Here is a 23,242-nt window from a genome sequence, read left to right on the forward strand (position 1 = left end):
TGGCGTGTGCTTCCCGGACCGGTGTGGGTGCGGATCCTCCTCGTGCTCATCCTCCTCGTCGCCGTCGTCTTCGTCCTCTTCACCTGGGTGTTCCCCTGGGTCGACGCCATCATCAACCCGATCGAAGTCACGGTGGACACATGACCCGAGTACTCGTCGTCGACAACTACGACAGCTTCGTCTACACCCTGAACGGCTACCTGCAGGAGCTCGGTGCCGAGACCGAGGTGGTGCGCAACGACGACATCGCCGTGACCGACGTGCCCGCGCGCATCGCGGAGTACGACGCGGTGCTCATCTCGCCCGGGCCCGGCAAGCCGTCGGACGCCGGCGTCTCGATCCCGGTGGTGAACGCGGCGCTGGCCTCGGGGCAGCCGATCCTCGGGGTGTGCCTCGGACACCAGGCGATCGCGGAGGCGTTCGGTGCGACGGTCACGAACGCCGAGGAGCTCATGCACGGCAAGACCTCGCGCATCACCCACGACGACAGCGACTTCTACGACGGGGTCCCCCAGCCGTTCACGGCGACGCGCTACCACTCGCTCGCCGTCGTCGACGGCACCGTGCCGAACGACCTCGTCATCACCAGCCGCACGCAGGGTGGGGTGATCATGGGCCTGCGCCACGAGAGCGCACCCATCTTCGGGGTGCAGTTCCACCCCGAGTCCGTGCTCACCGAGGGCGGCTACCGGATGCTCGGCAACTGGCTGGCCGTCGCCGGACTGCCCTCGGCGCGAGAGCGCGCGGAGCACCTCAACCCGCTGATGCGGGCGAGCTGATCCGGCTCGACCGCGTGGGTCAGCCCGCGCAGTAGGTGAGCTCGACCGACGACTTCTGCGGCACGTCCCCTGGCGCGAGCGACTGCTGTGTCACCGGCGAGCCCGGCTGCGACTTGCACGACGCGTCGGGCTTGGGCACCGGCGTGAGCTGCAGGTTCTCGGCGGACAGGTAGGACGACGCTGCTGACAGGGTCTGGCCCGTCAGGTCGGTCAGCGTCACGAGTCCGCTCGAGATGCGGAAGTCGACCGATGACCCCGACTCGGCGGAGGTGCCCGCCTCGGGCGTCGTGCCGAGCACGGTGTCGGCCGGCACCGTGGGGGAGTTCTCCCGATTCTCGGTGCCGGGAGTCAGCCCCGCCGCCTGCACGTCGGCCTTCGCCTGGTCGAGCGGCTTGTTGCGCACATCGGGAACCGTCACGGGCTCCTTGCCGGTGGACACGTAGACCGTGACGGCCGTTCCGGTGTCGACGATCTCGCCGCTCGGCGGATCCGTGCGGATGACCTGGTCGGCCGGCACGGTGTCGTTGGACTCGTCGATGCGGGTCGCCGGCAGTCCCAGCTCTTGGAGCTGCTGCACCGCCTGCTCGTAGGTGCTGCCGGTGAGCACCGGGATCTCACGCGCGTTCGACGGGAGATCGTCGGTCGGCTGGAGGTTGAACGCCCAGTACATGACCGCCACGACGATCACGATCACGCCGATGATGCCCGACCAGATCCAGATGGCCGGCGGACGGCGTTGGGTGCGGGTCATCGTCTCGTCCTCGGTGAGCTGGCGCAGTGCCAGTTCTGAGCTGGAGAGGGAGCCGGTGGGTGCGCCGAAGAGCATCGTCGCCTCATCGGGCTGGCGGTGCACGGGAACGCGACCGGATGCCGCGGTGTCGACGTCGGCCCGGAACTCGGCCGCGCTCTGGTAGCGCTGCTCCCGGTTCTTCGAGAGGGCGTGCAGCACGACCGCGTCGAGTGCCGGCGAGACCTTGGGGTTGATCACGCTCGGCTTGACCGGACGCTCGCTCACGTGCTGGTACGCGACCGCGACCGGGGTGTCGCCCCGGAACGGCGGGCGACCGGTGAGCATCTCGAAGAGCACCACGCCCGTCGAGTACAGGTCGGTGCGGGCGTCGACGGTCTCGCCCTTCGCCTGCTCGGGCGAGAAGTAGGACGCCGTGCCGAGGATCGCCGTGGTCTGCGCGACGGTGGTCGCCGAGTCGGACACCGCTCGCGCGATGCCGAAGTCCATCACCTTCACCTGGCCGGTGGTGGTGATCATGATGTTGCCCGGCTTGATGTCGCGGTGCACGACGCCGGCGCGGTGCGAGTACTCGAGCGCGGTGAGCACCCCGTCGATGACGCGCACGGCCGCAACGGGCTCGAGTGGACCGTCGTGGATGATGTCCTTGAGGAGGCGTCCTTCGACGTACTCCATCACGATGAACGGCAACTGCACCTCGTGGCCGCGGCCGTCGATGACGGTCTCCTCGCCCGCGTCGAACACGCGCACGATGGTCGGGTGCGCCATGCGGGCTGCCGACTGCGCCTCTTGGCGGAACCGCATGCGGAAGGCCGGATCGGTCGCGAGCTGCGGCTTCAGCAGCTTGATGGCGACCTGCCGGCCCAGCCGGGTGTCGCTTCCGACGTGGACGTCGGACATCCCGCCGCGACCGATGAGCGCGCCCACGCGGTAGCGCCCCGCGAGCACGCGTCCTTCATCGCTCACCGTGCAGCTCCCTCCTCGTGTCGTCTCGTGGGCCCGTCAGGGTCGAACGCCGATGCTATTCGATCTCGACCGTGAGGGCAGGGGAGAACGGCGAGTCGAGCTGGCCGCAGAAGTAGCGGTAGGTCACGTCGAACGACCCGCCCGGGGTGTTGTTGACGTTGACCTGTGCGCTGGTGGTGCCCGGACCGAAGACCGGGTTGTTCGGCACGGTGGCGTCGCCGGTGACCGAGACCTCGTAGCCGCTCAGCGTCTGGCCGGCCGGGCACGACTGGGTCGTCCAGTTGACCGTGATCTGGCCGACGTTCGGCTTGACCGGGTTGCTCGCCGTCGTGGTGGGCGCGGCGGTCGGCGCGCTCGGGGCCTCGGGCTCGGTGAGGTACGTCAGCGTGATGGTCGTGCCGGGCTGCACGGGGCCGCTCGGGTTGACCTCGGAGACGGTGTTCGCGAGTCCGGGCTCGGTCGCGGCGCCGCCGGCCTCGCGGACGACGGGCAGGCCGAGCGCCTCGATCTGCGCCGCTGCATCGTCGACGTTCATGCCGATGTAGGAGTTGCGGTCGATCTGGATGGTCTGCGGCGCCTCGGTCGTGGGCGGCGCGCTCGTCGGCGGGGTCGTCGTCGTCGTGCTCGCCGTCGGGCGGCTCGACGTGGATGCGGGGTCCTTGCCGCCGTTGTTGTTCATGGCGAGGGCGATGATGGTGCCGATCAGGACGATCGCGAGGATCGCGATGAGCACGATCAGCGGCCAGGTCCACGGGCTGCGCTTCTTCTTCGCGGGCTCGTCCTCGATGACCTCGGCGTCGACCACCCCGCCGGCAGCGGCAGACGGCAACACGGTGGTGGCGGCGGTCGCACCCGACTGGGGCATGAGCATGGTCGCCGCGGTGAGGCCCGCAGCGCCGAGCACCGCGGGCACCGCGGCCGCAGCGCCCTGCACGTCGCCACGCCGCAGGGCTGTGGCCGCGCGTGCGAGGTGGGCCGCCGACTGCGGACGGTCGGCGGGGTTCTTGGCGATGCAGGCGTAGACGAGGTTGCGCACCGGCTCGGACACGGTGACGGGGAGGTCGGGCGGCGTCTCGTTGATCTGCGCCATCGCGATGGCGACCTGGGACTCGCCCGTGAAGGGGCGACGGCCCGCGAGGGCCTCGTACGCGACGATGCCCAGCGAGTAGATGTCGGTGGTCGGCGAGGCAGGGTGACCCGAGGCCTGCTCGGGCGAGAGGTACTGCACGGTGCCCATGACCTGGCCGGTGGCGGTGAGCGGCACCTGGTCGGCGATGCGGGCGATGCCGAAGTCGGTGATCTTCACCCGCCCATCGGGCGTGATGAGGAGGTTGCCGGGCTTGATGTCGCGGTGCACGAGGCCGGCTGCGTGCGCGGCCTGCAGCGCCGCCGCCGTCTGCGCGACGATGTCGAGCACCTTGTCGGTCGAGAGCACGTGCTCGCGCTCGAGGATGGTCGAGAGCGCCTCGCCGGGCACGAGCTCCATCACGAGGTAGGCGCTGCCATCTTCTTCGCCGTAGTCGAAGACGTTCGCGATGCCCTCGTGGTTGACGAGTGCGGCGTGCCGGGCCTCGGCGCGGAAGCGCTCGAGGAATCCGGGGTCGCCGAGGTACTCATCCTTCAGGATCTTGATCGCCACCTGGCGGCCGATCACGAGGTCGGTGGCCTGCCACACTTCGCCCATGCCGCCGATGGCGATCCGGGACTGCAGCTCGTAGCGCCCTCCGAAGGTGAGCCCTGCGCTCGGTCTCATTTGTTCAGCACCGCCTCTAGTACCTGCTTTGCGATGGGTGCGGCGATGAGATTGCCGTACCCCTCCTGACCAAGTCCCCCGCCATCCTCCACGAGTACCGTGATCGCATACTGAGGGTCGTCGGCGGGGGCAAAACCCGTGAACCAGAGAGTGTAGGGGTCACTCTCTCCGTTCTCTGCGGTACCGGTCTTACCGGCCACGCTGACGCCGTCTATTCTTGCATTACTCGCAGCCCCGTTTTCGACGCCGTTGGTCATCATCTGCACCATGGTGGCGGCCGTCTCCTGGCTGATCGCACGGCCGTATTCGACCGGCTCGAACTCCTGCAGCGGCGAGAAGTCGGGCGCCGTGATCGCGTCGACCAGATCGGGCTCCATGACGATGCCGCCGTTGGCGATCGCGGCCGAGACCATCGCCATCTGCAGGGGGGTCGCACGCACGTCGCCCTGTCCGAACGCGGTGAGCGCCGTCTGCGGTTCGTCGAGCGCGCGCGGGTAGACGCTTGGCTCGGTCGCCGTGGGGATCTCGAACTCGTGGTTGAACCCGAACTTCTCGGCCTGCTCGCGGATCGCGGCGTCGCCGAGCTCCATGCCGAGCTCGGCCATGGGGATGTTGCACGACAGCCGCAGCGCGTCGGCGAGGGTCACCTCGGCGCCAGGGCCGCACGTGCCACCGCCGGAGTTGCGGACCACTGCGTCGGTGCCGGGCAGCGTCAGCGACGCAGGGTTGGGGAACGTCGACTCGGGCGTGTACTTGCCCGACTCGAGGGCGGCCGCCACCACGACGAGCTTGAACGTGGATCCGGGCGGGTTCATGTCGCCGCCCGTCGCGCGGTTGGTCAGCGGGTCGCTCGGGTCGGCGAGGAGCGCGTCGTACGTGGCCTGCACCTGCTCGGCGTCGTGTACGACGAGGGTGTTGGGGTCGTACGTCGGCTTCGAGACCATGGCGAGGATTCGCCCGGTCGACGGTTCGGTGACCACGACCGAGCCGGTGTAGTCGCCCAGGGCGTCCCACGCGGCCTGCTGGGCGACCGGGTCGATGGCCACCTCGACGGATGCCCCCATCGGGTCCTGCCCGGAGATGATGCGGTTCAGCGAGTCGAAGAACTGGCTGGACGACTGCCCGCTCAGATAGGAGTTGAGCGACCGCTCGAGGCCGGTGGCCTCACCGTTCACCGGGATGTAGCCCGTCACGGCCGCGTAGAGTGCGCCCGGGGTGTAGACGCGCTGGAACTTGTAGTTGTCGTCGGTGGGAGTCGAGTAGGCGATGGGCTCGCCGCCCACGAGGATCGGCCCGCGCTCCACGGAGTAGCTCTCGTACAACGTGCGGGAGTTGCGCGGGTCGGCCGCGAGGGCGTCGGCCTGCACGTACTGGATGATCGTCGACGAGACGAACAGGGCGAGGAACATGAGGAGCGCGACGATCGTCACGCGCTTGAGCTCACGATTCATCCGTCGATCACCAGCCTCGGATGGTTGCGAACGGTGTCGGACAGCCGCAGCAGCAGCGCCACGATGATCCAGTTGGCGACGAGCGACGAGCCGCCCGCCGCGAGGAAGGGCGTCGTGAGGCCCGTCAGCGGGATCACGCGGGTGACGCCGCCGACCACGATGAACACCTGCAGCGCCAGCACGAAGGCGAGGCCCACCCCGAGGAGCTTGCCGAAGTCGTCCTGTCCGGCGAACCCGATGCGGAAGCCGCGGGCGACGAAGAGCACGTAGAGCGCGAGGATCGCGAACACGCCCGCGAGCCCGAGCTCCTCGCCGAGGCTGGCGATGATGTAGTCGCTCTGCGGCACGGGCGTGATGTCGGGCCGGCCCTCGCCCCATCCGGTGCCGATGAGGCCGCCGTTCGCCAGGCCGAACAGGCCCTGCACGAGCTGGTAGCTGCCGCCGAACTCCTGGTCGAAGCGCTCGGGGCTGAACGGGTCGAGCCAGTTCGCGAAGCGGTTGCCCACGTAGTCGAGCGTCTGGCTGGCCACGAGGGCGCCGCCGATGAACAGGCTCAGCCCGAGCACGACCCAGGAGAGCCGGCTGGTGGCCACGTAGAGCATGACGAGGAACAGTCCGAAGTACAGGAGCGCCGTTCCGAGGTCGCGTTGGAAGACGATGACCGCCATCGACAGGGCCCACACCACGAGCAGCGGCCCGAGGTCGCGAGCACGCGGGAACCGCATACCGAGGAACTTACGTCCGACCATCGAGAGCGAGTCGCGGTTGCGCACCAGGTAGCCTGCGAAGAACACGGCGAGGGCGATCTTCGCGATCTCACCGGGCTGGAAGGTCGCGATGTCGCCGAACCCGATCCAGACCCTCGCCCCGCTCACCTCGCGGCCGATGCCTGGCACGAGGGGGAGCAGGAGCAGCACGATCGCGAGGAGCCCCGAGACATAGGTGTAGCGGAACAGCACCCGGTGATTGCGGATGACGAGGATGGTCACGATGGCGGCGATGATCGCGATCGCGCTCCAGGCGATCTGCCGCACCGAGGCGCTCTCCCACCCGGTCTCGCCGTCGGCGATGTCGATGCGATAGATCATCGCGATGCCGAGCCCGTTGAGCACGGTCGCGATCGGCAGCAGGAACGGGTCGGCGTCGCGCGCGACGAATCGCATGGCGATGTGCAGTCCGAAGACGAGGGCCGACAGCCCCGCGCCGAGCAGCACCAGCTGCGTGTCGACGCGCCCCATCGCACCGAGCTGCACGAGCACGATCGCCGAGGCGTTGATGAAGCAGGCGACGATGAGCAGCCAGAGCTCCATGTTGCGCAGCTTCTGCGGCATGCGGATGCGGCGCACGGGAGTCGTGGGCGGCCCTCCGGCGGGCGACGCCTCGGCGATGCGGCCGGCGCGGTCAGTCAACGGAGTCCTCCAGTCGCTGCACGATGCGGTAGGCCTCGGAGAACGAGCCGGCGCTGATCGTCTGCTCCACGCGCTGCTGGTCGTAGGTGCGCAGATCGGCGACGTCGACCGTGGTCTCGGTGTGCAGCTCGTGCAGCGAGATGGGGCCGAGGTCCTGCTGGATGCCCTGGAAGATCGCGACCCGGCCGTTGGACTCGCCCACGTAGTACCGGGTCTGCGTCCACTGGTAGCCGAGCACGAACACCGCCACGATCGCCGCAACGAGCAGCACGATCCAGAAGCTCCACACCAGGCGGCGGCGGCGGCGACGGCGGGCGTCCTCCTCGATCAGCTCGTCGAAGTAGTCGGCCGAGTCGGGCTCGAAGTGCGTCTCCTGCACGGGGTGCGGCCGGAACGGCGCGAGACGGATGCCGCGGGCACGCGCCGGCTCGGCCGCCGCACCGAACGCGAGCGGGGCCGCCGCCGAGCCGACCACGAGCGGCGGGGTCGCGGGCGCGGGCGGGTCGCCGATGTCCACGACGACGACGGTGACGTTGTCGGGGGCTCCGCCGTCGAGCGACGCCTTCACGAGGCGGTCGGCCACCTGCTTGGCACCGGCGTCGGACGCCATGATCTCGAGGATCTCGTCGAACGAAACGACGCCCGAGAGACCGTCGGAGCAGAGCATCCACCGGTCGCCGGCGCGCGTGTCGAGCACCATCGAGTCGATCTCAGGGGAGGCCTCGACGTCGCCGAGCACGCGCATGAGCACCGACCGGCGGGGGTGGACCATCGCCTCCTCGGCGGTGATGCGGCCGGCGTCGACGAGTCGCTGCACGAAGGTGTGGTCGATCGAGATCTGGCTGAGCTCGCCCGAACGCAGGAGGTAGATGCGCGAGTCGCCGATGTGGGAGATGACCACGCGATCGCCGTCGAGCAGCAGGGCGCTCACGGTCGTTCCCATGCCGGTGAGCTCGGAGTGCTCGGCGACGGTCTCGGCGAGCTGGCGGTTCGCCGCGATCAGGGCGCCCTCGAGCGCGGCCGCGGCGACCGGCGCGGATTCGTAGTCGTCGTCGGCCTCCGCGATGCGCCGCGTGGCGATCGCGCTCGCGACGTCGCCGCCGGCGTGCCCGCCCATGCCGTCGGCGACGAGGAACAGGTTGCGCCCGGCGTAGCCGGAGTCCTGGTTGTTCGCGCGGATCCGTCCGACGTGCGAGACCGCAGCGCTCGCCTTGACCGTGGCCATGGGCGCTACCGCCGCAGCTCGAACGTCGTCGCTCCGACCTTGACGGTGGCTCCGAGCGGGATTGGCGTCGGCACGGTCACTCGGGAGCCGTTGAGGAAGGTGCCGTTCGTGGAGTCGAGGTCCTGGATCATCCAGCGGCCGTTCCACAGCATGAGTCGGGCGTGGTGCGTGGAGGTGTAGTCGTCGCGGATGATGATCGCCGAGTCGCTGGAGCGGCCGATGGTGATCTCGTCGCGCCCGAGCGGGAACTCGGCGCCGGCCTTCTGCCCGCTCGTGATCACCAGGCGGGTGGCGTTCTCGGTGGACGCGGTCTCGTTGCCTCCGACGGATGCGGGCGCGGCCGGATGGGACACGGCCGCGGTCGGGGCGGACGGCGATGCGCCAGCAGCGACCGGCGCCGCGGCGGCCACGGGGAACGCCGCAGCCGGCGCAGGCGACGCGGCCGCGGCATCCGGCTGCAGCTTTCGCACGCGCTGGCCGAACAGGTCGCTGCGCAGCGAGTAGACGATCGCGAAGATGAAGACCCAGAGCAGCAGCAGGAATCCGAGCTGGAGGACCAGGAGGGTGAGTTCGCTCATTCGCCGGGCCCCCAGAACCCGCCCATGTCGTGGCGCTGGGTGGCCGGGTCGGCGGCGGCTCGACCCGCGGCAGGCCCGGAAGCCTGCGCGAGGACGCGGAAGACGATGCGGGAGCGGCCGATCGTGATCACCGAGTCGGGCTCGAGCACCGCGTCCTTCACGGGAGCGCCGTTCAACTGGGTGCCGTTCGTGGACCCGAGGTCGCGGACGCGCGCCCGGGTGCCGTCCCATTGCACCTCGACGTGCCGCCGCGAGGCGCCCGAGTCGTCGAGGGTGACGTCGGCCTCGCTGCCGCGCCCGATCACGGTGCGACCCTTCAGGATCGGATAGCGCTTGCCGGCGACGTCGAGCACCGGCGTCCACGCGACCTGGCCCTTCACGTTGCTCGAGTCGACCTGCACCATGCCCTCGGCGAGGCCCTCGTCGGGCCGGAGGCTGATCGAGATGCCCCCCGCGAACTGGAAGCGCTGGCTGGCGGCGTGCTTCTGCACGAGGTCGGTGAGCTCGTCGATGAGGGCCGGGCCAAGGCCGGCCATGCGGTCGTGGTCGGTCGGCGACATCCGCACGGTGAACATGTTCGGCACGAGCACGCGGTCGCGTGACACCACTGCGGCCTTCGTGTCGATCTCGCGCTTCAGCGCCGCGGTGATCTCGACGGGCTGCAGCCCCGAGCGGAAGGTCTTCGCGAAGGCGCCGTTGACCGCGCGTTCGAGACCCTTCTCGAAGTTGTCCAGTAGGCCCACAGGTCTCCCGATCCCGTTCCGTGATTGTGTGACATGCTAGCCGCAGCGGCTGAGAACCCCCTCGTTCAGTCGACCGGAATCGCCGTTTCCTCCTCGTCGACGTCGAGTGAGAGCGTCGGGATCGACGCGGTGAGATACGTGCCGTCGGCGCGCCGCGAGCCGGTGACGTCGCGCATCGTCGGGGCGCCGTAGAGCCGCGGCCCCTGGCCCTCGAGCGGCACCGTCACCGGCGCCTCACTCGTCACCAGCACCTCGGCGCCGCGCACCCGGACCCGGGCCTCGTCGCCGACCTCGACCGTGAACTCGATCGACTGCGGGCGCAGGGTCACGCGCACCCTGGTGTCGCGCAGCGTGATGCGGAACACCAGTTCCTTCCACTCGTCGGGGAGGCGCGGGTCGAACGTGAAGACGCCGTTGTGGTCGCGGAATCCGCCGAACCCGGACACCAGCGCGCTCCACACGCCGCCCGTCGAGGCGACGTGCACGCCGTCGGCGGCGTTGTGGTGCAGGTCGGCGAGGTCGACGTAGAGCGCGGAGCGGAAGTACCGGATCGCGAGCTCGTGGTAGCCGACCTCGGCGGCCATGATCGACTGCACGACCGCCGAGAGCGTGGAGTCGCCCGTGGTCAGCGGGTCGTAGTACTCGAAGTCGGCGCGCTTCATCTCGGTCGTGAACCGGTCGCCCTGGAGGTAGAGCGCGAGCACCACGTCGGCCTGCTTCAGCACCTGGAAGCGGTAGATGACGAGCGGGTGGTAGTGCAGCAGCAGCGGACGGCGGTCTTCGGGGGTGTTCTCGAGGTCCCACAGCTCCTTCTGCAGGAACGCCGAGTCCTGCGGGTGGATGCCGAGCTGCTCGTCGTACGGGATGTGCATGTGGGCCGCAGCACGCCGCCAGCTCGCGACCTCGGCGGGGGTCACGCCGAGCCGCGCGACCATCTTGTGATAGGCGAGCGCATCGTTCACCTGCAGGTTGTCGACCGCGGATGCCGCGGAGGCGAGGTTGAACCGCGCCATCACGTTCGTGTACAGGTTGTCGTTCACGACGGTGGTGTACTCGTCGGGCCCGGTCACGCCGTGGATGTGGAACACGTCGTCGGCGTTGGTGGACCGCCAGAAGCCGAGGTCCTCCCACATGCGGGCGGTCTCGACGAGGATGTCGATCGCGCCGCGGGCGAGGAAGTCCACGTCACCGGTGGCCGCCACGTACTGGCACAGCGCATAGGAGATGTCCGCATCGATGTGGTACTGCGCGGTGCCCGCCGCGTAGTAGGCCGACGACTCCTGGCCGTTGATCGTGCGCCACGGGAACAGGGCCCCGAGCTGGTTCAGCTCCATCGCGCGGGCGCGGGCGGCGTCGAGCATCCGCTGCCGGAAGCGCAGCACGTTGCGCGCGACGATCGGGGCCGTGTAGCTGAGGAACGGGAGGACGTAGACCTCGCTGTCCCAGAAGTAGTGGCCCCCGTAGCCCGAACCCGACACGCCCTTCGCCGCCACGCCGTCGCCGTCGGTGCGCGCGGTGGCCTGCGCGAGCTGGAAGAGGTTCCACCTCGTGGCCTGCTGCAGCTCGGGCTGGTCGGTGATCTGCACGTCGGAGCGCGCCCAGAAGTCGTCGAGCCAGGCACGCTGCTGCGCGAAGATCTCGGCGACACCGAGCTCGGCCGCGCGGTCGAGGGTGCGGTCGCTGCGGTCCGCGAGCTCGCGCGCCGGCACGGTGCGGGCGGTGTGGTAGCTGATCGTCTTCGTGATGCGGATCGGCTTGCCCTGCCTGGCGTGCACCCGATAGATGTGCTTGGCGAGGTCGTCGCCGATGGAGCCGGATTCGGAGAAGTCGTTCTCGGTCGTGATCGAGTGCTCGGCGCCGACCGCGATCGTCATGCCCGAGTTGGTGGTCTGGTAGCCGAGCATGTAGCGGGAGCCCTCGGCACGCTTCACCCGGGGCTGCATCACGCGGTCGATGAACTGCTCCGCCTTGCGGGGGTCGAAGCCGGCCGGGGCCTCGCTCACGCCCGAACGGTACTCGTCGCGCCCGTCCTGGCGGTTCAGGATCTGGCTCGAGATGGTGATCGCCGCGTCGGCGTCGAGCATCTCGACCTCGTAGTCGATGACCGCGAGGTGCCGGTCGGTGAACGACGCCATGCGCCGGCTGGTGATGAGCACCCGCTTGCCCGACGGGGTACGCCATTCGATCGAGCGCTGCAGGGAGCCGAGGCGGAAGTCGAGCCGGCGCTCGTACGCGAGGATCTCGGCGATCGTCAGCACGAGCGGCTCGTCGTCGACGTAGAGGCGGATGACCTTCGCGTCGGGCGCGTTCACGATGGTCTGCCCGACCCGCGCGAACCCGAACGCCTCCTCGGCGTGACGGATGGGCCACGTCTCGTGGAAGCCGTTCACGAACGTGCCGTGCATATGGCCGTCGCGGCCCTCCTCCACGTTGCCGCGGAGGCCCAGGTACCCGTTGCCCACTGCGAAGAGGGTCTCGGTGCGACCCATGTCGGCGACGCCGAACTCGGTCTCGGTCAGCGCCCACTCGTCGATGGGGAACCGGTTCCGGTTCAGCGGGTCGTGGTCGGCGAACCTCATGGACGGTCCTCTCGGGTGGAGCCGGGTGCAGGGGTGGGGGTGGTGTCGTCGGTTCCGGATGCCGCGGCGGCGCGCTCGACCGCCGGGACCAGCTCGTCGAGCTCGTCGACGATCACGTCGGCGCCGAGCTCCTCGAGCGCCTCGCGGCCGACGCCGCGATCGACGCCGATGACGATACCGAACTCTCCGGCCGCGCCGGCCTTCACGCCCGATTCCGCGTCTTCGACGACCGCGCACGCCTCGGTCGGCAGGCCGAGCAGCTCGGCGGCCCGCTCGAACGTGTCGGGCTCGGGCTTGCCGGGCAGGCCCTCGCGGGCCGCGACCGCGCCGTCGACGACGACCTGGAAGCGGTCGGCGAGCCCGGCGGCCGCGAGCACGAGGGGCGCGTTCTTCGAGCTCGAGACGACGGCGACCTCGGCTCCGGACGCGATGACGGCGTCGAGCAGGGCGACGCTCGTGGCGTACGGCTCGACGCCCTCCTCGGCGAGGGTGGCGTTGAAGGCGTCGTTCTTGCGATTGCCGAGCCCGTGCACGGTGTCGAGCGTCGCGGCATCCGTCACGTCGCCCTCGTCGACCACGATGCCGCGGCTCTCGAGCAGCGAACGCACGCCGTCGTAGCGCGGCTTGCCGTCGATGTAGGCGAAGTAGTCGTCGTCGGAGTAGGGGGCGGCGTCGTGCGCCTCCAGGAACGGCGTGAACAGGCGTGACCAGGCGTGCATGTGCACCACCGCCGTGGGCGTGAGCACGCCGTCGAGGTCGAAGAGCCAGCCGCGGATGCCGCTGAGGTCGACGTCAGCCGGATGGATCGGGCCGCGTCGGGCGGACTGCCCTTCGGGCGAGGGGGGAATGGGGGAGGAGTCTGGCGAGGTCACCGCCGTCCTTTCGTCGAATCGGTCAGGGCACCGGTACCGCAGATCGATGCTATTCCCGGCGGCGGGGGAGCGCGAGGCCGGAGTCGGACTCTGAGGAATCACGGAGGGTCCTCGCGGCATCCGCTCGACGTACCCGCGCCAAGCGCGGCCTCGAATGGTGCTGTGGGCTGCGAGATGTTAGGCTCTCGTGGCTGGACGCACTTCGGTGCATCCGCACGTGCGCGAGTGGCGGAATTGGCAGACGCGCTGGCTTCAGGTGCCAGTACTCGCAAGGGTGTGGGGGTTCAAGTCCCCCCTCGCGCACCATCCCGAAACGGCCCGGACCTCACTGAGGTGCCGGGCCGTCGTCGTTCCCGGACGCCCCATTCCGGCGGGTTGCGCTCGTGACCGCACCTCGCCTCGTTCGCCCTGATCGAGCTGTCGGGGGCGGCATCACGTGACGCAGACGATCGAACCGACCACAATGGAGCACATCATGAGCGCGGTGCGGCGACCCCTCCACTCGGGGTGGCGGGTCCGGGCGGGGTCCGGGCCCGTACCCGACGCCGTCGCGGCCGGCATGACGGGGGCGACGGATGCCGCCGGCGGCGCCGGCCACGGGATTCCGGCGGTCGTGCCCGGGGTCGTGCACCTCGACCTCATGCGCGCGGGGTTGATCCCCGATCCGTACCTCGACGACAACGAGTCGGCGCTCAACTGGATCGGGCTCGTCGACTGGACGTACGAGACGACGTTCACGCTTCGCGCCGACGAGCTCGCCGCGGCATCCGTGCACGACCTCGTCTTCGACGGCCTCGACACCGTGGCGACGGTGTCGCTGAACGACACCGTGATCGCCGAGGTCGCGAACCAGCACCGCGGCTACCGCTTCGACGTGACCCGGCTGCTGCGCGAGGGCGAGAACCGCCTGGTCGTGGCGTTCCGCAGCCCGGTGAAGTACGCCGACGCCCAGAGCCTCGCGCTCGGCGCGCGCCCGCGTCCGTACCCGACGCCGTTCGACGCGATCCGCAAGTCGGCGTGCAGCTTCGGGTGGGACTGGGGCATCGCGACGTCGACGAGCGGCATCTGGCGGCCGGTGCGGCTCGAGTCATGGTCGGTCGCCCGGCTCGGTGAGGTGCGGGTGCGGGCCGAGGCCGACGGACCGGGCGGGTACGTCGTCGCCGACGTCGCGGTTGCGAACGCGCCAGGGATCGTCGAGGCATCACCGCTGCTCGTGTCCGTCGCCGTGGCCGGCCCGGGCCTCGAGGAGGTTCCCTCGGCCGTCGTCGAGGTCGTGGGCGGCCGGGCGCGTGTGCGCCTCGACCTTCGGAACGTCGAGCGCTGGTGGCCCGCCGGCTACGGCGACCAGCCCCTGTACGTCGTGGATGTGCGGCTCCATTCCGAGGAGGTGATCGACGCGACCCACCGCACCGTGGGCTTCCGGGACCTGCGCTGGAACACGGAGCCCGATGCCGACGGCACCCCGTTCCAGTTGATCGTGAACGACCGGCCGGTGTTCGTGAAGGGCGCGAACTGGATCCCCGACGACGCGTTCCCGGTGCGGGTCGACCGTGCCCGCTACCGCCAGCGGCTCGAGCAGGCGCGCACCGCCGGGCTGAACCTCGTCCGGGTCTGGGGCGGCGGCATCTACGAGGCCGACGCGTTCTACGAGCTCTGCGACGAGCTCGGACTGCTCACCTGGCAGGACTTCCTCTTCGCGTGCTCGGCGTACGCCGAGGAGGAGCCGCTGCGCTCGGAGGTCGCGGCGGAGGCCCGCGAGAACATCGTGCGCCTCGCGCATCACGCCTCGCTGTGCCTGCTCACCGGCAACAACGAGAACCTGTGGGGCTACGAGGACTGGGGCTGGAAGCTCCGGCTCGACGGGAAGACGTGGGGCGCCTACTACTACCACGAGCTGTTCCCGAGCCTCATCGAGGAGCTCGCGCCGCACGTGCCGTACGCGCCCGGCAGCCCGTTCAGCCCCGGCGGCGAGCACCCGAACGACGAACGCCACGGCACCATGCACGTCTGGGATCTCTGGAACCAGAAGGACTGGCCGCACTACCGCGACACCGCTCCGCGCTTCGTCGCCGAGTTCGGATGGCAGGGCCCGCCGGCCTGGTCGACGCTCACCCGTGCGATCAGCGACGACCCGCTCACGCCCGATTCGCCCGGCGTGATCGTGCACCAGAAGGCGATCGATGGCAACGTGAAGCTCACCGACGGGCTCGTTCGGCACTACCGCGTGCCCGCCGACATGGAGACCTGGCACTGGGCGATGCAGCTGAACCAGGCCAATGCGATCTCGTGCGCGCTCGAGCACTACCGCTCGCACGCGCCGCGCACCGCAGGCGCCGTCGTGTGGCAGCTGAACGACTGCTGGCCGGTCACGTCGTGGGCCGCGGTCGACGGCGACGGCCGTGAGAAGCCGCTGTTCCACGCCGTGCGCAACGCGTTCGCGCCGCGCGTCGTCACCGTGCAGCCGCGGGGCGACGGCCTGGCCGCGGTGATCGGCAACGACACGGACGACGAATGGCAGGGCCGGCTCGACTTCGAGCTGCGCGGCTTCGACGGCTCGGTCCGTCGACGCGCGTTCGCTGCCGTCGCGGTCGCACCCCGGTCGTCCGAGACGGTGGAGGTGCCCGATGGGCTCGCCGAGGCGACGGATGCCGCGGGCGAGCTGCTCATCGCCGAGCTGAGCGGCGTGCGCGGCCTCTGGTATTTCGCCGAGCCGCGCGACAGCGCCCTCGCCGATCCGCAGCTCGAGGTGGAGGTCGATGCCGAGGAGGAGGGCTTCGCCGTCACGGTGACCGCGGGCGCGGTGCTCGTGCGCGACGTGACGCTGCTCATCGACAAGGTCGAACCGGCGGCATCCGTCGACTCGGGGCTCGTCACGCTGCTGCCGGGGGAGTCGTGGACGTTCCACGTGCGTGGCGTCGACGCGCTCGACGCGGAGGCCGTGTGCGACCCGAGGGTGCTGCGCAGCGGCAACCAGCTGATCCCCGCGTGAGCGGGTCAGGCCGATGCGGCCTCGGGGAACAGCTCGCGCAGGAGCGCCTCGATGCGCTGCCTGATCTCGTCCCGGATCGGCCGCACCGCGTCGATGCCCTGGCCCGCCGGGTCGTCGAGCTCCCAGTCCTCGTAGCGCTTGCCGGGGAAGATAGGGCAGGCGTCGCCGCAGCCCATGGTGATCACGACGTCGGATTCCTTGACCGCGTCGACGGTGAGGATCTTGGGCGTGTTGCCGGCGATGTCGATGCCCTCCTCGGCCATCGCCTCGACGGCCACCGGGTTGATCTCGTCCTTCGGCTCGGAGCCGGCCGAGAGCACCTCGACGCGGTCGCCGCCGAGGGCCTTCAGGTAGCCGGCGGCCATCTGCGATCGACCGGCGTTGTGCACGCAGACGAAAAGGACGGTGGGGGTGTCGGTCGGAGTCATGAGTCCTCGTGATGTCTGGAGGCGGGTTCGGGGGAGGCGGTGCGCGGGTTCGCGGGCATCTTACGAGCAGCAGGTGAACGCGGCTGTCGCGTCGGTGCTGCAGGACGCCCCGTCGCCGGGGAGGCTCGTCGAGCACACGCCCGTGGCGGGCAGCTCGAGCTCGACCTGGGAGGCCGCCGCCGTGTCGCCGGCGAGCCAGGCGGTGATCGAGCGCACCTGCTCGTACCCGGTGGCGAGCAGGAACGTCGGCGCGCGGCCGTAGCTCTTCATGCCGGCCAGGAAGAAGTTCGGCTCGGGATGCTGCAGCTCGGCGAAGCCGTGCGGCTCGACGGTGCCGCACGTGTGCACGTTCGGGTCGATGAGCGGCGCCAGTCGCCTGGGCGCCTCGACGATGTCGTCGAGCTCGAGGCGGATCTCGCGGAGCATGTCGAGGTTCGGCCGGAAGCCGGTGGCGTTCACGACGAGGTCGGTGACGTGCTCGACGAGCTCCTCGCCGCGCGCGCCGACGAGTCGCACGCCGTCGTCGGTGCGCCCGAGCCGCACGATCTCGAAGCGGTCGACGACCGCGATTCGCCCGGAGGCCACGAGCGCGTCGACGCGGCGGCCGATGTTCGCGCGAGCGGCGAGACCGTCGTCGTCGGAGGTGGTGACGCGCACCGCGCTCGCGTTTCGGATCAGCCAGGTGATGCGGGTGTCCGGCTCGTGCTCGGCGAGCTCCGCCAGTGCGAGCAGCGTGTTGGCAGCGGAGTGGCCGGCGCCGACGACGGTCGTGTGCCGGCCGGCGAACCGTGCGCGGTCGCGGCCGAGCACGTCGGGCAGCGCGTGGCTGACCCGATCGGCGACGTCGGGGAGCCCCAGCGGCTCGAGGCCCGACGAGCCGAGGCTGTTCGGGTGGTCGTAGGTGCCCGATGCGTCGACGACGGCGCGAGCGGTGAGCTCCTCCACGCCGTCGGCGGTGTGCACGCGCAGCACGAACGGCGTCTGTTCGCGGCGTGCCGTGCGCGTGCGGTCCATGCCCTGCCGGGTGACGGCCTCCACCGTGAGGCCGGTGCGGATGCGGGAGGCGATCGGCTCGAGGGCGGCGAGCGGCTCGAGGTACCGCTCGACGAGCTCGGAGCCGGTGGGGAGGGCCTCGGGCGACGGCAACGCCCAACCGGTCGCCTCGAGCAGGCGGCGCGACGCGGGGTCGACGACGTGCTTCCACGGGGAGAAGAGCCGCGTGTGCCCCCACTGCCGGATGCTCGACGCGATCTGGTCACCCGATTCGTAGATCACGAAGTCGATGCCCCGCTCCACGAGGTTCGCCGCGGCGGCCAGGCCGACCGGACCGGCGCCGATGATGGCGACGGGCAGTGTGTCGAGTCGGCGCTGCTGCAGGCTCGGGGCGGTGAGGTCGATCAGGGTCATGATCCGGGCCCTCCAAGGCATCGATGAACTTCGATATTGAGTGTGGCGACTATATCGATGGTTGTCAATATTGGGCTAGCATCGTGGCATGAGCACGACGCTGCTGCAGATCACGGATGTCTCCGACACCACCGGCGCGGCCTGCTGCACCCCGCTCACCCGCGAGACGATCGACGCCGACCGCGCAGAGGAGCTCGCCCGCAAGCTCAAGGCCCTCGCCGATCCGACGCGACTCCGGCTCGTCTCGATCGTCGCGGCATCCGCTGGCGAAGAGGCGTGCGTCTGCGACCTCATCGAACCCGTCGGCCTCAGCCAGCCCACCGTGTCGCACCACCTGAAGGTGCTCATGGACGCCGGCTTCCTCACGCGCAGCAAGCGCGGCACCTGGGCCTACTACCGGCTCGTGCCCGGCGCGCTGGGCGAGCTCTCGCAACTGCTCGACGTCACTGCATCGCGGTGAGCTCGCCGCACGTCTCCGCGCCGTCCAGGCTCGGAGTGCGTCTGGCGGCCCTCTCGGTGGGGCAGGTCGTCAGCTGGGGCATCCTGTACTACGCCCTCATCGTGGCCGCGCCCGCGATCGCGTCCGAGACCGGCTGGACCGTCGCCCAGGTGACGCTGGCGTTCTCCCTCGGCCTCATCGTGTCGGCGGCGGTCGGGATCCTCGCCGGGCGCCTGCTGGACGAGCGTGGCCCGCGACTCGTCATGACGGCCGGTGCGCTCACCGGTGCACTGGGCCTCGTCGTGGTCAGCGCGGCACCGAACCTCCTCGTCTTCGCACTGGGCTGGGTGATCTGCGGTGTCGCGCAGTCCGCCGTGCTCTACCAGGCCGCCTTCACCGTGATCACGCGACGTCACGGCGAGCGACGCCGTGGTGCGATGACGATCCTGACGCTTGCCGGCGGGCTCGCGTCGACCGTGTTCGCGCCGATCGTGGCCGGCCTGCTGCACGTGCTGGACTGGCGGGCGGTCTTCCTCGTGTTGGCGGCCACCCTGCTCATCGTCACGCTGCCGCTGCACTGGTTCTTCCTCGAGCGGGCCTGGGCCCCGCATCCGCCCGCGAAGGGCGACGAGCAGGTCCACACCGTCGGCACGGTCGTCCGAACGCGCCGGTTCTGGATGCTCGAAGGGTCCATGGTGGCGTTGACCGCTGCGCTGTTCAGCGTCACCCTCGCGGTCATCCCGCTGTATATGGAGAAGGGCTTCACGTACGAGCTCGCCGCGTGGTCGCTCGGCCTCCTCGGCGCCGGACAGGTCATCGGGCGGCTCCTCTACGTCGTCATCCCGCACGCGACGGCACCATGGCTCCCGCTCGCCGTGACCTCGGCCTCGGCGATCCTGCTGCTCGCCCTCATGGCGGTCGTGCCCGGGCCGCCGTGGCTGCTCATCGTGATCGGGATGGCCGCCGGCGCCGTCCGGGGCGCGCAGACGCTGGTGCAGGGCTCGGCCGTGGCCGACCGCTGGGGCACGCGGAACTACGGCTCGATCAACGGCGCGTTCGCCGCCCCCATCACCGTCGTCGCCGCACTCGGACCGGCGCTCGGCCCGATCCTGGCCGGCGCGATCGGCGGATACGGCGCGATGGCGCTCGCCATGTCGGGCGTCGCGATCGTCGCACTGGTCGCGGCCCGGTTCTCCTGACCGGCCGTGCCGGGTGAGGGAAGCCCCGGAGGTCTGGCTCAGTCGGTCGACAGGGCGTAGTCGCCCTCGGCGCAGCCGGTGATGCGCCAGCCGCCGGGCACCGCGGCCGTCGCGGCATCCGTGATGCCGGTGCTGGTGACCTCGGGCTCGGCGTCGCCGGGAACCCAGACCTCGAGGCCGCAGCCGCGCTCGCCGACGGTGCCTGCGAGCGACACATGCGCTCCATCCGCCTCGAGCGCGGTGAGCACCCCGGGTGCCGACTTCGGGTACGCCCGGCTCAAGATCGCGAGCAGGTCGTCGCGCGGCGGTGCGTCGTCGCCGGTCTCGCAGTCCTGCACCATGAGGCCGTTGCCGGTCGGGCCGATGCCGTTCTGCGGGTCGCCGCAGGCCTGCTTCCACACCCAGTAGGCGCTGCCCAGTCGGTTGGCGTCCTCGGCGTCGGCGTAGCGGCTGAGCCGGTCGACCACGTCGGCATCCTCGCCCCAGTACCCGTACTCACCCGACCACAGCGGGGCGCCGTACTCGTCGGCGACGCGCTGCGCGAGCACGAACTGCCGGTCCATCCCGACGATCGGCGGGATGCCCAGGGAACGGTCCATCGTCAACGACTCGGCGTAGAGGTGCGGCGAGAACACGATGTTCGCGTCGTCCGTGAAGCCCGGAGTCGGCCCGCTGTCGAAACCGAGGCCCGACCAGAAGATGCTCGGCTCCACGAACACGATCTGCGGTGCGCCCGCGTCGCGAATCGCGTCGATCGCGCGGTCGTAGTAGCGGCCCAGTAGGAGCGATGTGGTGACCGGCGCGGTCTCGCCGAAGCCGGGCTCGTTGAGCAGGTCGTAGCCCGCCACGGTCGGCTCGTCGGCGAATTCGGCTGCGAGCCGCCCCCAGGTGTCGACGAGGGCGCCCTGCACGCCGTCGGTGTCGAAGTAGAAGTGCTGGAACGCGCGGTTGCCGGCCGGCGAGATGTCCCGGCCCTGGAACTGGCAGCGCGGCGCCTCGTCGGTGATGGTCGCCCACGCGGGCGCCCCGTCGTAGCCCCACATCGGGTCGGTGCCTGGTCGGCACGCGGTGCCCTCCTCGGTCGCGCCGTTGAACCACGAGTCCTGGTGCATGTCGAGCACGATGCGCACGTCGTGCTGCTTCGCCCACCCGACCGCGTCGGCCACCTGCGCCAGGTAGGCGTCGTCGAACTCGCCGCGCTCGGGCTCGAGCGCCGACCAGGAGAGGTTCAGCCGCACCACGTTGAACCCCTGCGCGGCGATGCCCGCGAAGTCGTCCTCGGTGAGCGGCCTCGTCGCCGCGACGTCGGCCTGCGGCTGGTAGAAGTCGACGAGCTGGTTCACGTTCACCCCGCGCAGCAGCACCTGGTTGCCGTCGCCGTCGGTGATGATGGGACCCTCCGCCCGCAGGAACCCGTCAGGCACGGATGCCACGGTGCGCGAGGCATCCGTCGACCCACCGTTCGACTCCGCCGCCGAGGCCGGCGCCCCCGCGCCCGTCGCGGGCAGCACCAGCGCCGCGGTCACGGCGATCAGGGCGACGGATGCCGCGGCGAGCTGCAGCACGCGGGCAGGCCGCCCCGCGTGCACCCGCTCGGCGACCACGGCGACCACGCCGACGATCCAGCCGACGCACGCGCCGAACGAGAGGCCGTCGGCGAGCGTGAGGTAGGCCGTCATCAACGGCCACAGGTCACCGGCGAGCCCGCCGTCGACCGCGAACGCGACCACCGCCTGCACCAGCCCGACCATGCCGCCGGCGACGAGCGCCGCCAGCCATCCGCCGAGCACGCCGGGAACCCGGGCGCGCATCCACCGCAGGCACACCGCGGTCGCGACGGCGATGAGCGCGATCGCGACGAGCATCGACACCGGGCCGCGGTCGGGGCGGGCGGCCGGGATGCCGGGACCGTACGCCGCGCCCGTCCACCAGAGGCCCGACAGCAGCGGGGCCACGGCCGCGAGGAGCACCGCGGGCAGCCAGACCGGCATGGCGGGCGGCCAGAGCGCGCTCCGCTCGACCGTAGTGCGGCTCGTCGGACCGCCGAACCACCGCGCGAGCGCCGCCACGACGAGCGCCGCGGGCACCGCCTTGGCCGTCACGTAGCCCGCCGCCCATGCGGCGGCCGCGACATCCCAGGTCATCACCAGGCAGGTCGCGGCCTGCGCGAGCATGACGGCCAGCACCACGCCGGCGACCAGCGTCCAGAACCGATCGCCCGCCCGGGCGGCGACCCACCAGGTCACGCCCAGCACCACGGGCACGAACATCGCGTACGGAGCGAGCGGCCAGGCGCCGACGTCGAACCGCGGCTGCGCCCCGGACCAGCCGACAAGCGCGAGCAGCCCGGTGGGATCGGCGATCGCCTGGATGACGACCAACGCGAGCATGGCGCACAGGGCAACGGCCGGACGGCGAACCGACTTCATGACACTCCATCGTGACGAGCCCGCGGGGGACGAGCCTGCACAGCATCCGACATCGGCAGCGGCAAGTCAAACCCGAACGACGCTCGGCCCCCGGAGGAGGGTCACGCGTTCCGCGGCATCCGTAGCATTGGACCGGTGAGCGAAGCGAGCGAGCCCGCGGGCATCGAGCCGGGCATCTACGAGCACTTCAAGGGCGCCAGGTACGAGGTGCTCTTCGTCGCGCGGCACAGCGAGACCGAGGAGGAGTTCGTGGTCTACCGCCAGCTCTACGGCGACCACGCCCACTGGGTGCGGCCGCTCGCGATGTTCACCGAGATCGTCGAGCGTGACGGTCGCAGCGTGCCGCGCTTCGCGCGCGTCGACGTCGACCCGGTGTGACGGACCCGGGGACGGGCGTCAGAGCAGGATGACGAGCGCGGTGACGGCGGATGCCGCGGCGAGCACCAGTGCGAGGGCGATGAGCACGACGTGCACGGTGTAGAACGTGGTGCGACGGCCGTCGGCATCGCGGGCCCGCGGGTCGGCGGCGATGCGCGGGTAGAACCGAGGCCACACGATGACGTTGAAGAGGGCGTTGGCGAGCAGCAGGACGACGGCGAGAACGAGCACCGTCCGATCGTAGACGCGTCGGCTGCACCTGCTCGTGCCCGCGTCGTCGCTCGGGCTCAGTCCCAGGCGCCGCCCGGCCCGATCAGCACCCGCCACACCCAGTCCGCGGCGGTCGCCGCCGGGGGTCGCTCCTCGCGGGCGAGCCATGCCTCGATGACGCCGAGCGCGGAGCCGGCGATGCCCGCCGCCACGACGTCGAGCGGCAGCCCCTCGAAGGCGCGTGTGCCCGACCGCACGACGGCGTCGCCGACGATGAGCTCGATGCGACCGCGCAGACGTGCGGTGACCACAGCCGAACCGGGAGAGCCGAACACCCGCTTGTAGAGTCCGGCGTTGGCCTCGATGTGCTCGAGGAACGAGAACAGCGCCTGCGGCGGCTCCAAGGGGGGCTCGACCAACTCGGGCAGCGCAGCCCCGGTCGCCTCGGCCGTGGCGTCGAGCGCGTCGGCGAGCAGCGTCTCCTTGTCGGAGTAGTGCTGGTAGAAAGTGCTGCGGTTCACGCCCGCACGAGCCGCGATGTCCGCGATGGTGAGCTCGTCGAGCGAACGTTCGCGGGCGAGCTCGAACAGCGCCTCCTGCAGGGCACGGCGCGTGCGCTCGACTCGGACGTCCATACGGCGATTCTGCCAGCGGGCGGAT

At 70.6% G+C, this 23,242-nt stretch carries 20 protein-coding genes and 1 tRNA gene; 7 read left to right on the forward strand and 14 right to left on the reverse strand.

The window, feature by feature from the left end; genetic code table 11:
* Positions 1–6: 6 nt before the first annotated feature.
* Together AC1DZA_RS09145 and AC1DZA_RS09150 are read left to right on the forward strand one after the other, a co-directional pair.
* A complete protein-coding gene (locus AC1DZA_RS09145) occupies positions 7–144 on the forward strand; it encodes a hypothetical protein (protein WP_476760919.1) in 138 nt (45 codons plus the stop codon).
* Positions 141–779: an anthranilate synthase component II gene (locus AC1DZA_RS09150; protein WP_476772490.1), complete on the forward strand. Its 639-nt coding sequence runs from the start codon at positions 141–143 to the stop codon at positions 777–779. The genes AC1DZA_RS09145 and AC1DZA_RS09150 overlap by 4 nt, the downstream gene beginning before the upstream one ends.
* A gap of 19 nt (positions 780–798) precedes the next feature.
* Here AC1DZA_RS09150 and pknB read toward each other — a convergent pair whose 3' ends face one another.
* From pknB to AC1DZA_RS09195, 9 genes are all read right to left on the reverse strand, one after another.
* Positions 799–2,493 (reverse strand): Stk1 family PASTA domain-containing Ser/Thr kinase, encoded by a 1,695-nt coding sequence (gene pknB, locus AC1DZA_RS09155; RefSeq protein WP_476760911.1) that lies wholly within the window; start codon positions 2,491–2,493, stop codon positions 799–801.
* Positions 2,494–2,548: 55 nt separating this feature from the next.
* Complete coding sequence (locus AC1DZA_RS09160) at positions 2,549–4,246, reverse strand: protein kinase domain-containing protein (protein ID WP_476760910.1); 1,698 nt, start codon at positions 4,244–4,246, stop codon at positions 2,549–2,551.
* On the reverse strand, positions 4,243–5,697 hold the full coding sequence (locus tag AC1DZA_RS09165; RefSeq protein ID WP_476772491.1) for a peptidoglycan D,D-transpeptidase FtsI family protein: 1,455 nt from the start codon (positions 5,695–5,697) through the stop codon (positions 4,243–4,245). The genes AC1DZA_RS09160 and AC1DZA_RS09165 overlap by 4 nt, the downstream gene beginning before the upstream one ends.
* Positions 5,694–7,028, reverse strand: coding sequence for an FtsW/RodA/SpoVE family cell cycle protein (locus AC1DZA_RS09170; protein WP_476772575.1), 1,335 nt, complete (start codon positions 7,026–7,028; stop codon positions 5,694–5,696). The genes AC1DZA_RS09165 and AC1DZA_RS09170 overlap by 4 nt, the downstream gene beginning before the upstream one ends.
* 70 nt (positions 7,029–7,098) lie before the next feature.
* Positions 7,099–8,331 carry a PP2C family protein-serine/threonine phosphatase gene (locus AC1DZA_RS09175; RefSeq protein ID WP_476772492.1) on the reverse strand — a complete coding sequence of 411 codons (1,233 nt, stop codon included), beginning with the start codon at positions 8,329–8,331 and terminating at the stop codon, positions 7,099–7,101.
* A gap of 5 nt (positions 8,332–8,336) precedes the next feature.
* Positions 8,337–8,909, reverse strand: a complete 573-nt coding sequence (locus AC1DZA_RS09180; RefSeq protein WP_309975678.1) for an FHA domain-containing protein FhaB/FipA — start codon at positions 8,907–8,909, stop codon at positions 8,337–8,339.
* Positions 8,906–9,652, reverse strand: coding sequence for an FhaA domain-containing protein (locus AC1DZA_RS09185; RefSeq protein ID WP_476760907.1), 747 nt, complete (start codon positions 9,650–9,652; stop codon positions 8,906–8,908). The genes AC1DZA_RS09180 and AC1DZA_RS09185 overlap by 4 nt, the downstream gene beginning before the upstream one ends.
* Before the next feature lie 65 nt (positions 9,653–9,717).
* Positions 9,718–12,231 carry a glycoside hydrolase family 65 protein gene (locus AC1DZA_RS09190; protein WP_476772493.1) on the reverse strand — a complete coding sequence of 838 codons (2,514 nt, stop codon included), beginning with the start codon at positions 12,229–12,231 and terminating at the stop codon, positions 9,718–9,720.
* The gene (locus tag AC1DZA_RS09195; protein WP_476760917.1) at positions 12,228–13,037 is read right to left on the reverse strand and encodes an HAD family hydrolase; all 810 of its coding nucleotides are present in this window, start codon (positions 13,035–13,037) and stop codon (positions 12,228–12,230) included. Before AC1DZA_RS09195 ends, AC1DZA_RS09190 begins: the two co-directional genes overlap by 4 nt.
* Before the next feature lie 285 nt (positions 13,038–13,322).
* On the opposite strand from AC1DZA_RS09195, the gene AC1DZA_RS09200 reads away from it, so the two are divergent.
* Both AC1DZA_RS09200 and AC1DZA_RS09205 read left to right on the forward strand, forming a co-directional pair.
* A tRNA-Leu gene (locus AC1DZA_RS09200) sits at positions 13,323–13,409 on the forward strand.
* 169 nt (positions 13,410–13,578) lie between these two features.
* Positions 13,579–16,092, forward strand: a complete 2,514-nt coding sequence (locus AC1DZA_RS09205; RefSeq protein ID WP_476772494.1) for a glycoside hydrolase family 2 protein — start codon at positions 13,579–13,581, stop codon at positions 16,090–16,092.
* Positions 16,093–16,097: 5 nt separating this feature from the next.
* Here the strand turns inward: AC1DZA_RS09205 and AC1DZA_RS09210 are convergent, their stop codons facing one another.
* Together AC1DZA_RS09210 and AC1DZA_RS09215 are read right to left on the reverse strand one after the other, a co-directional pair.
* Positions 16,098–16,520, reverse strand: coding sequence for an arsenate reductase ArsC (locus tag AC1DZA_RS09210; protein WP_476772495.1), 423 nt, complete (start codon positions 16,518–16,520; stop codon positions 16,098–16,100).
* A gap of 60 nt (positions 16,521–16,580) precedes the next feature.
* Positions 16,581–17,927, reverse strand: a complete 1,347-nt coding sequence (locus AC1DZA_RS09215; RefSeq protein ID WP_476772496.1) for an NAD(P)-binding domain-containing protein — start codon at positions 17,925–17,927, stop codon at positions 16,581–16,583.
* A gap of 88 nt (positions 17,928–18,015) precedes the next feature.
* Here AC1DZA_RS09215 and AC1DZA_RS09220 point away from each other — a divergent pair, with 88 nt between their 5' ends.
* Both AC1DZA_RS09220 and AC1DZA_RS09225 read left to right on the forward strand, forming a co-directional pair.
* Positions 18,016–18,387 carry a metalloregulator ArsR/SmtB family transcription factor gene (locus tag AC1DZA_RS09220; protein ID WP_476772497.1) on the forward strand — a complete coding sequence of 124 codons (372 nt, stop codon included), beginning with the start codon at positions 18,016–18,018 and terminating at the stop codon, positions 18,385–18,387.
* A gap of 35 nt (positions 18,388–18,422) precedes the next feature.
* Positions 18,423–19,565 (forward strand): MFS transporter, encoded by a 1,143-nt coding sequence (locus tag AC1DZA_RS09225; RefSeq protein ID WP_476772498.1) that lies wholly within the window; start codon positions 18,423–18,425, stop codon positions 19,563–19,565.
* 38 nt (positions 19,566–19,603) lie between these two features.
* Here AC1DZA_RS09225 and AC1DZA_RS09230 read toward each other — a convergent pair whose 3' ends face one another.
* Complete coding sequence (locus AC1DZA_RS09230) at positions 19,604–21,955, reverse strand: cellulase family glycosylhydrolase (RefSeq protein WP_476772499.1); 2,352 nt, start codon at positions 21,953–21,955, stop codon at positions 19,604–19,606.
* A 174-nt stretch (positions 21,956–22,129) separates the two neighbouring features.
* Between AC1DZA_RS09230 and AC1DZA_RS09235 the strand changes: the two genes are divergently transcribed.
* Positions 22,130–22,372 (forward strand): DUF1653 domain-containing protein, encoded by a 243-nt coding sequence (locus AC1DZA_RS09235; protein ID WP_476762353.1) that lies wholly within the window; start codon positions 22,130–22,132, stop codon positions 22,370–22,372.
* Between the two features lie 18 nt (positions 22,373–22,390).
* Here the strand turns inward: AC1DZA_RS09235 and AC1DZA_RS09240 are convergent, their stop codons facing one another.
* Positions 22,391–22,603 carry an SCO4848 family membrane protein gene (locus AC1DZA_RS09240; RefSeq protein WP_476762352.1) on the reverse strand — a complete coding sequence of 71 codons (213 nt, stop codon included), beginning with the start codon at positions 22,601–22,603 and terminating at the stop codon, positions 22,391–22,393.
* A 56-nt stretch (positions 22,604–22,659) separates the two neighbouring features.
* Positions 22,660–23,217: a TetR/AcrR family transcriptional regulator gene (locus AC1DZA_RS09245; protein ID WP_476762351.1), complete on the reverse strand. Its 558-nt coding sequence runs from the start codon at positions 23,215–23,217 to the stop codon at positions 22,660–22,662.
* Positions 23,218–23,242: the final 25 nt, after the last annotated feature.

This window comes from Agromyces sp. P2_B3 (assembly GCF_056404815.1).

Excerpts from the sequence above, each read along its gene's own strand:
- AC1DZA_RS09220 (WP_476772497.1), top strand. The coding sequence starts at position 18,016 with ATGAGCACGACGCTGCTGCAGATCACGGATGTCTCCGACACCACCGGC.
- AC1DZA_RS09210 (WP_476772495.1), bottom strand. The coding sequence starts at position 16,520 with ATGACTCCGACCGACACCCCCACCGTCCTTTTCGTCTGCGTGCACAAC.
- AC1DZA_RS09230 (WP_476772499.1), bottom strand. The coding sequence starts at position 21,955 with ATGCTCGCGTTGGTCGTCATCCAGGCGATCGCCGATCCCACCGGGCTG.
- AC1DZA_RS09245 (WP_476762351.1), bottom strand. The coding sequence starts at position 23,217 with ATGGACGTCCGAGTCGAGCGCACGCGCCGTGCCCTGCAGGAGGCGCTG.
- AC1DZA_RS09160 (WP_476760910.1), bottom strand. The coding sequence starts at position 4,246 with ATGAGACCGAGCGCAGGGCTCACCTTCGGAGGGCGCTACGAGCTGCAG.
- AC1DZA_RS09150 (WP_476772490.1), top strand. The coding sequence starts at position 141 with ATGACCCGAGTACTCGTCGTCGACAACTACGACAGCTTCGTCTACACC.
- AC1DZA_RS09170 (WP_476772575.1), bottom strand. The coding sequence starts at position 7,028 with ATGCCGCAGAAGCTGCGCAACATGGAGCTCTGGCTGCTCATCGTCGCC.
- AC1DZA_RS09180 (WP_309975678.1), bottom strand. The coding sequence starts at position 8,909 with ATGAGCGAACTCACCCTCCTGGTCCTCCAGCTCGGATTCCTGCTGCTG.
- AC1DZA_RS09165 (WP_476772491.1), bottom strand. The coding sequence starts at position 5,697 with ATGAATCGTGAGCTCAAGCGCGTGACGATCGTCGCGCTCCTCATGTTC.
- AC1DZA_RS09190 (WP_476772493.1), bottom strand. The coding sequence starts at position 12,231 with ATGAGGTTCGCCGACCACGACCCGCTGAACCGGAACCGGTTCCCCATC.
- AC1DZA_RS09175 (WP_476772492.1), bottom strand. The coding sequence starts at position 8,331 with ATGGCCACGGTCAAGGCGAGCGCTGCGGTCTCGCACGTCGGACGGATC.
- AC1DZA_RS09215 (WP_476772496.1), bottom strand. The coding sequence starts at position 17,927 with ATGACCCTGATCGACCTCACCGCCCCGAGCCTGCAGCAGCGCCGACTC.
- AC1DZA_RS09205 (WP_476772494.1), top strand. The coding sequence starts at position 13,579 with ATGAGCGCGGTGCGGCGACCCCTCCACTCGGGGTGGCGGGTCCGGGCG.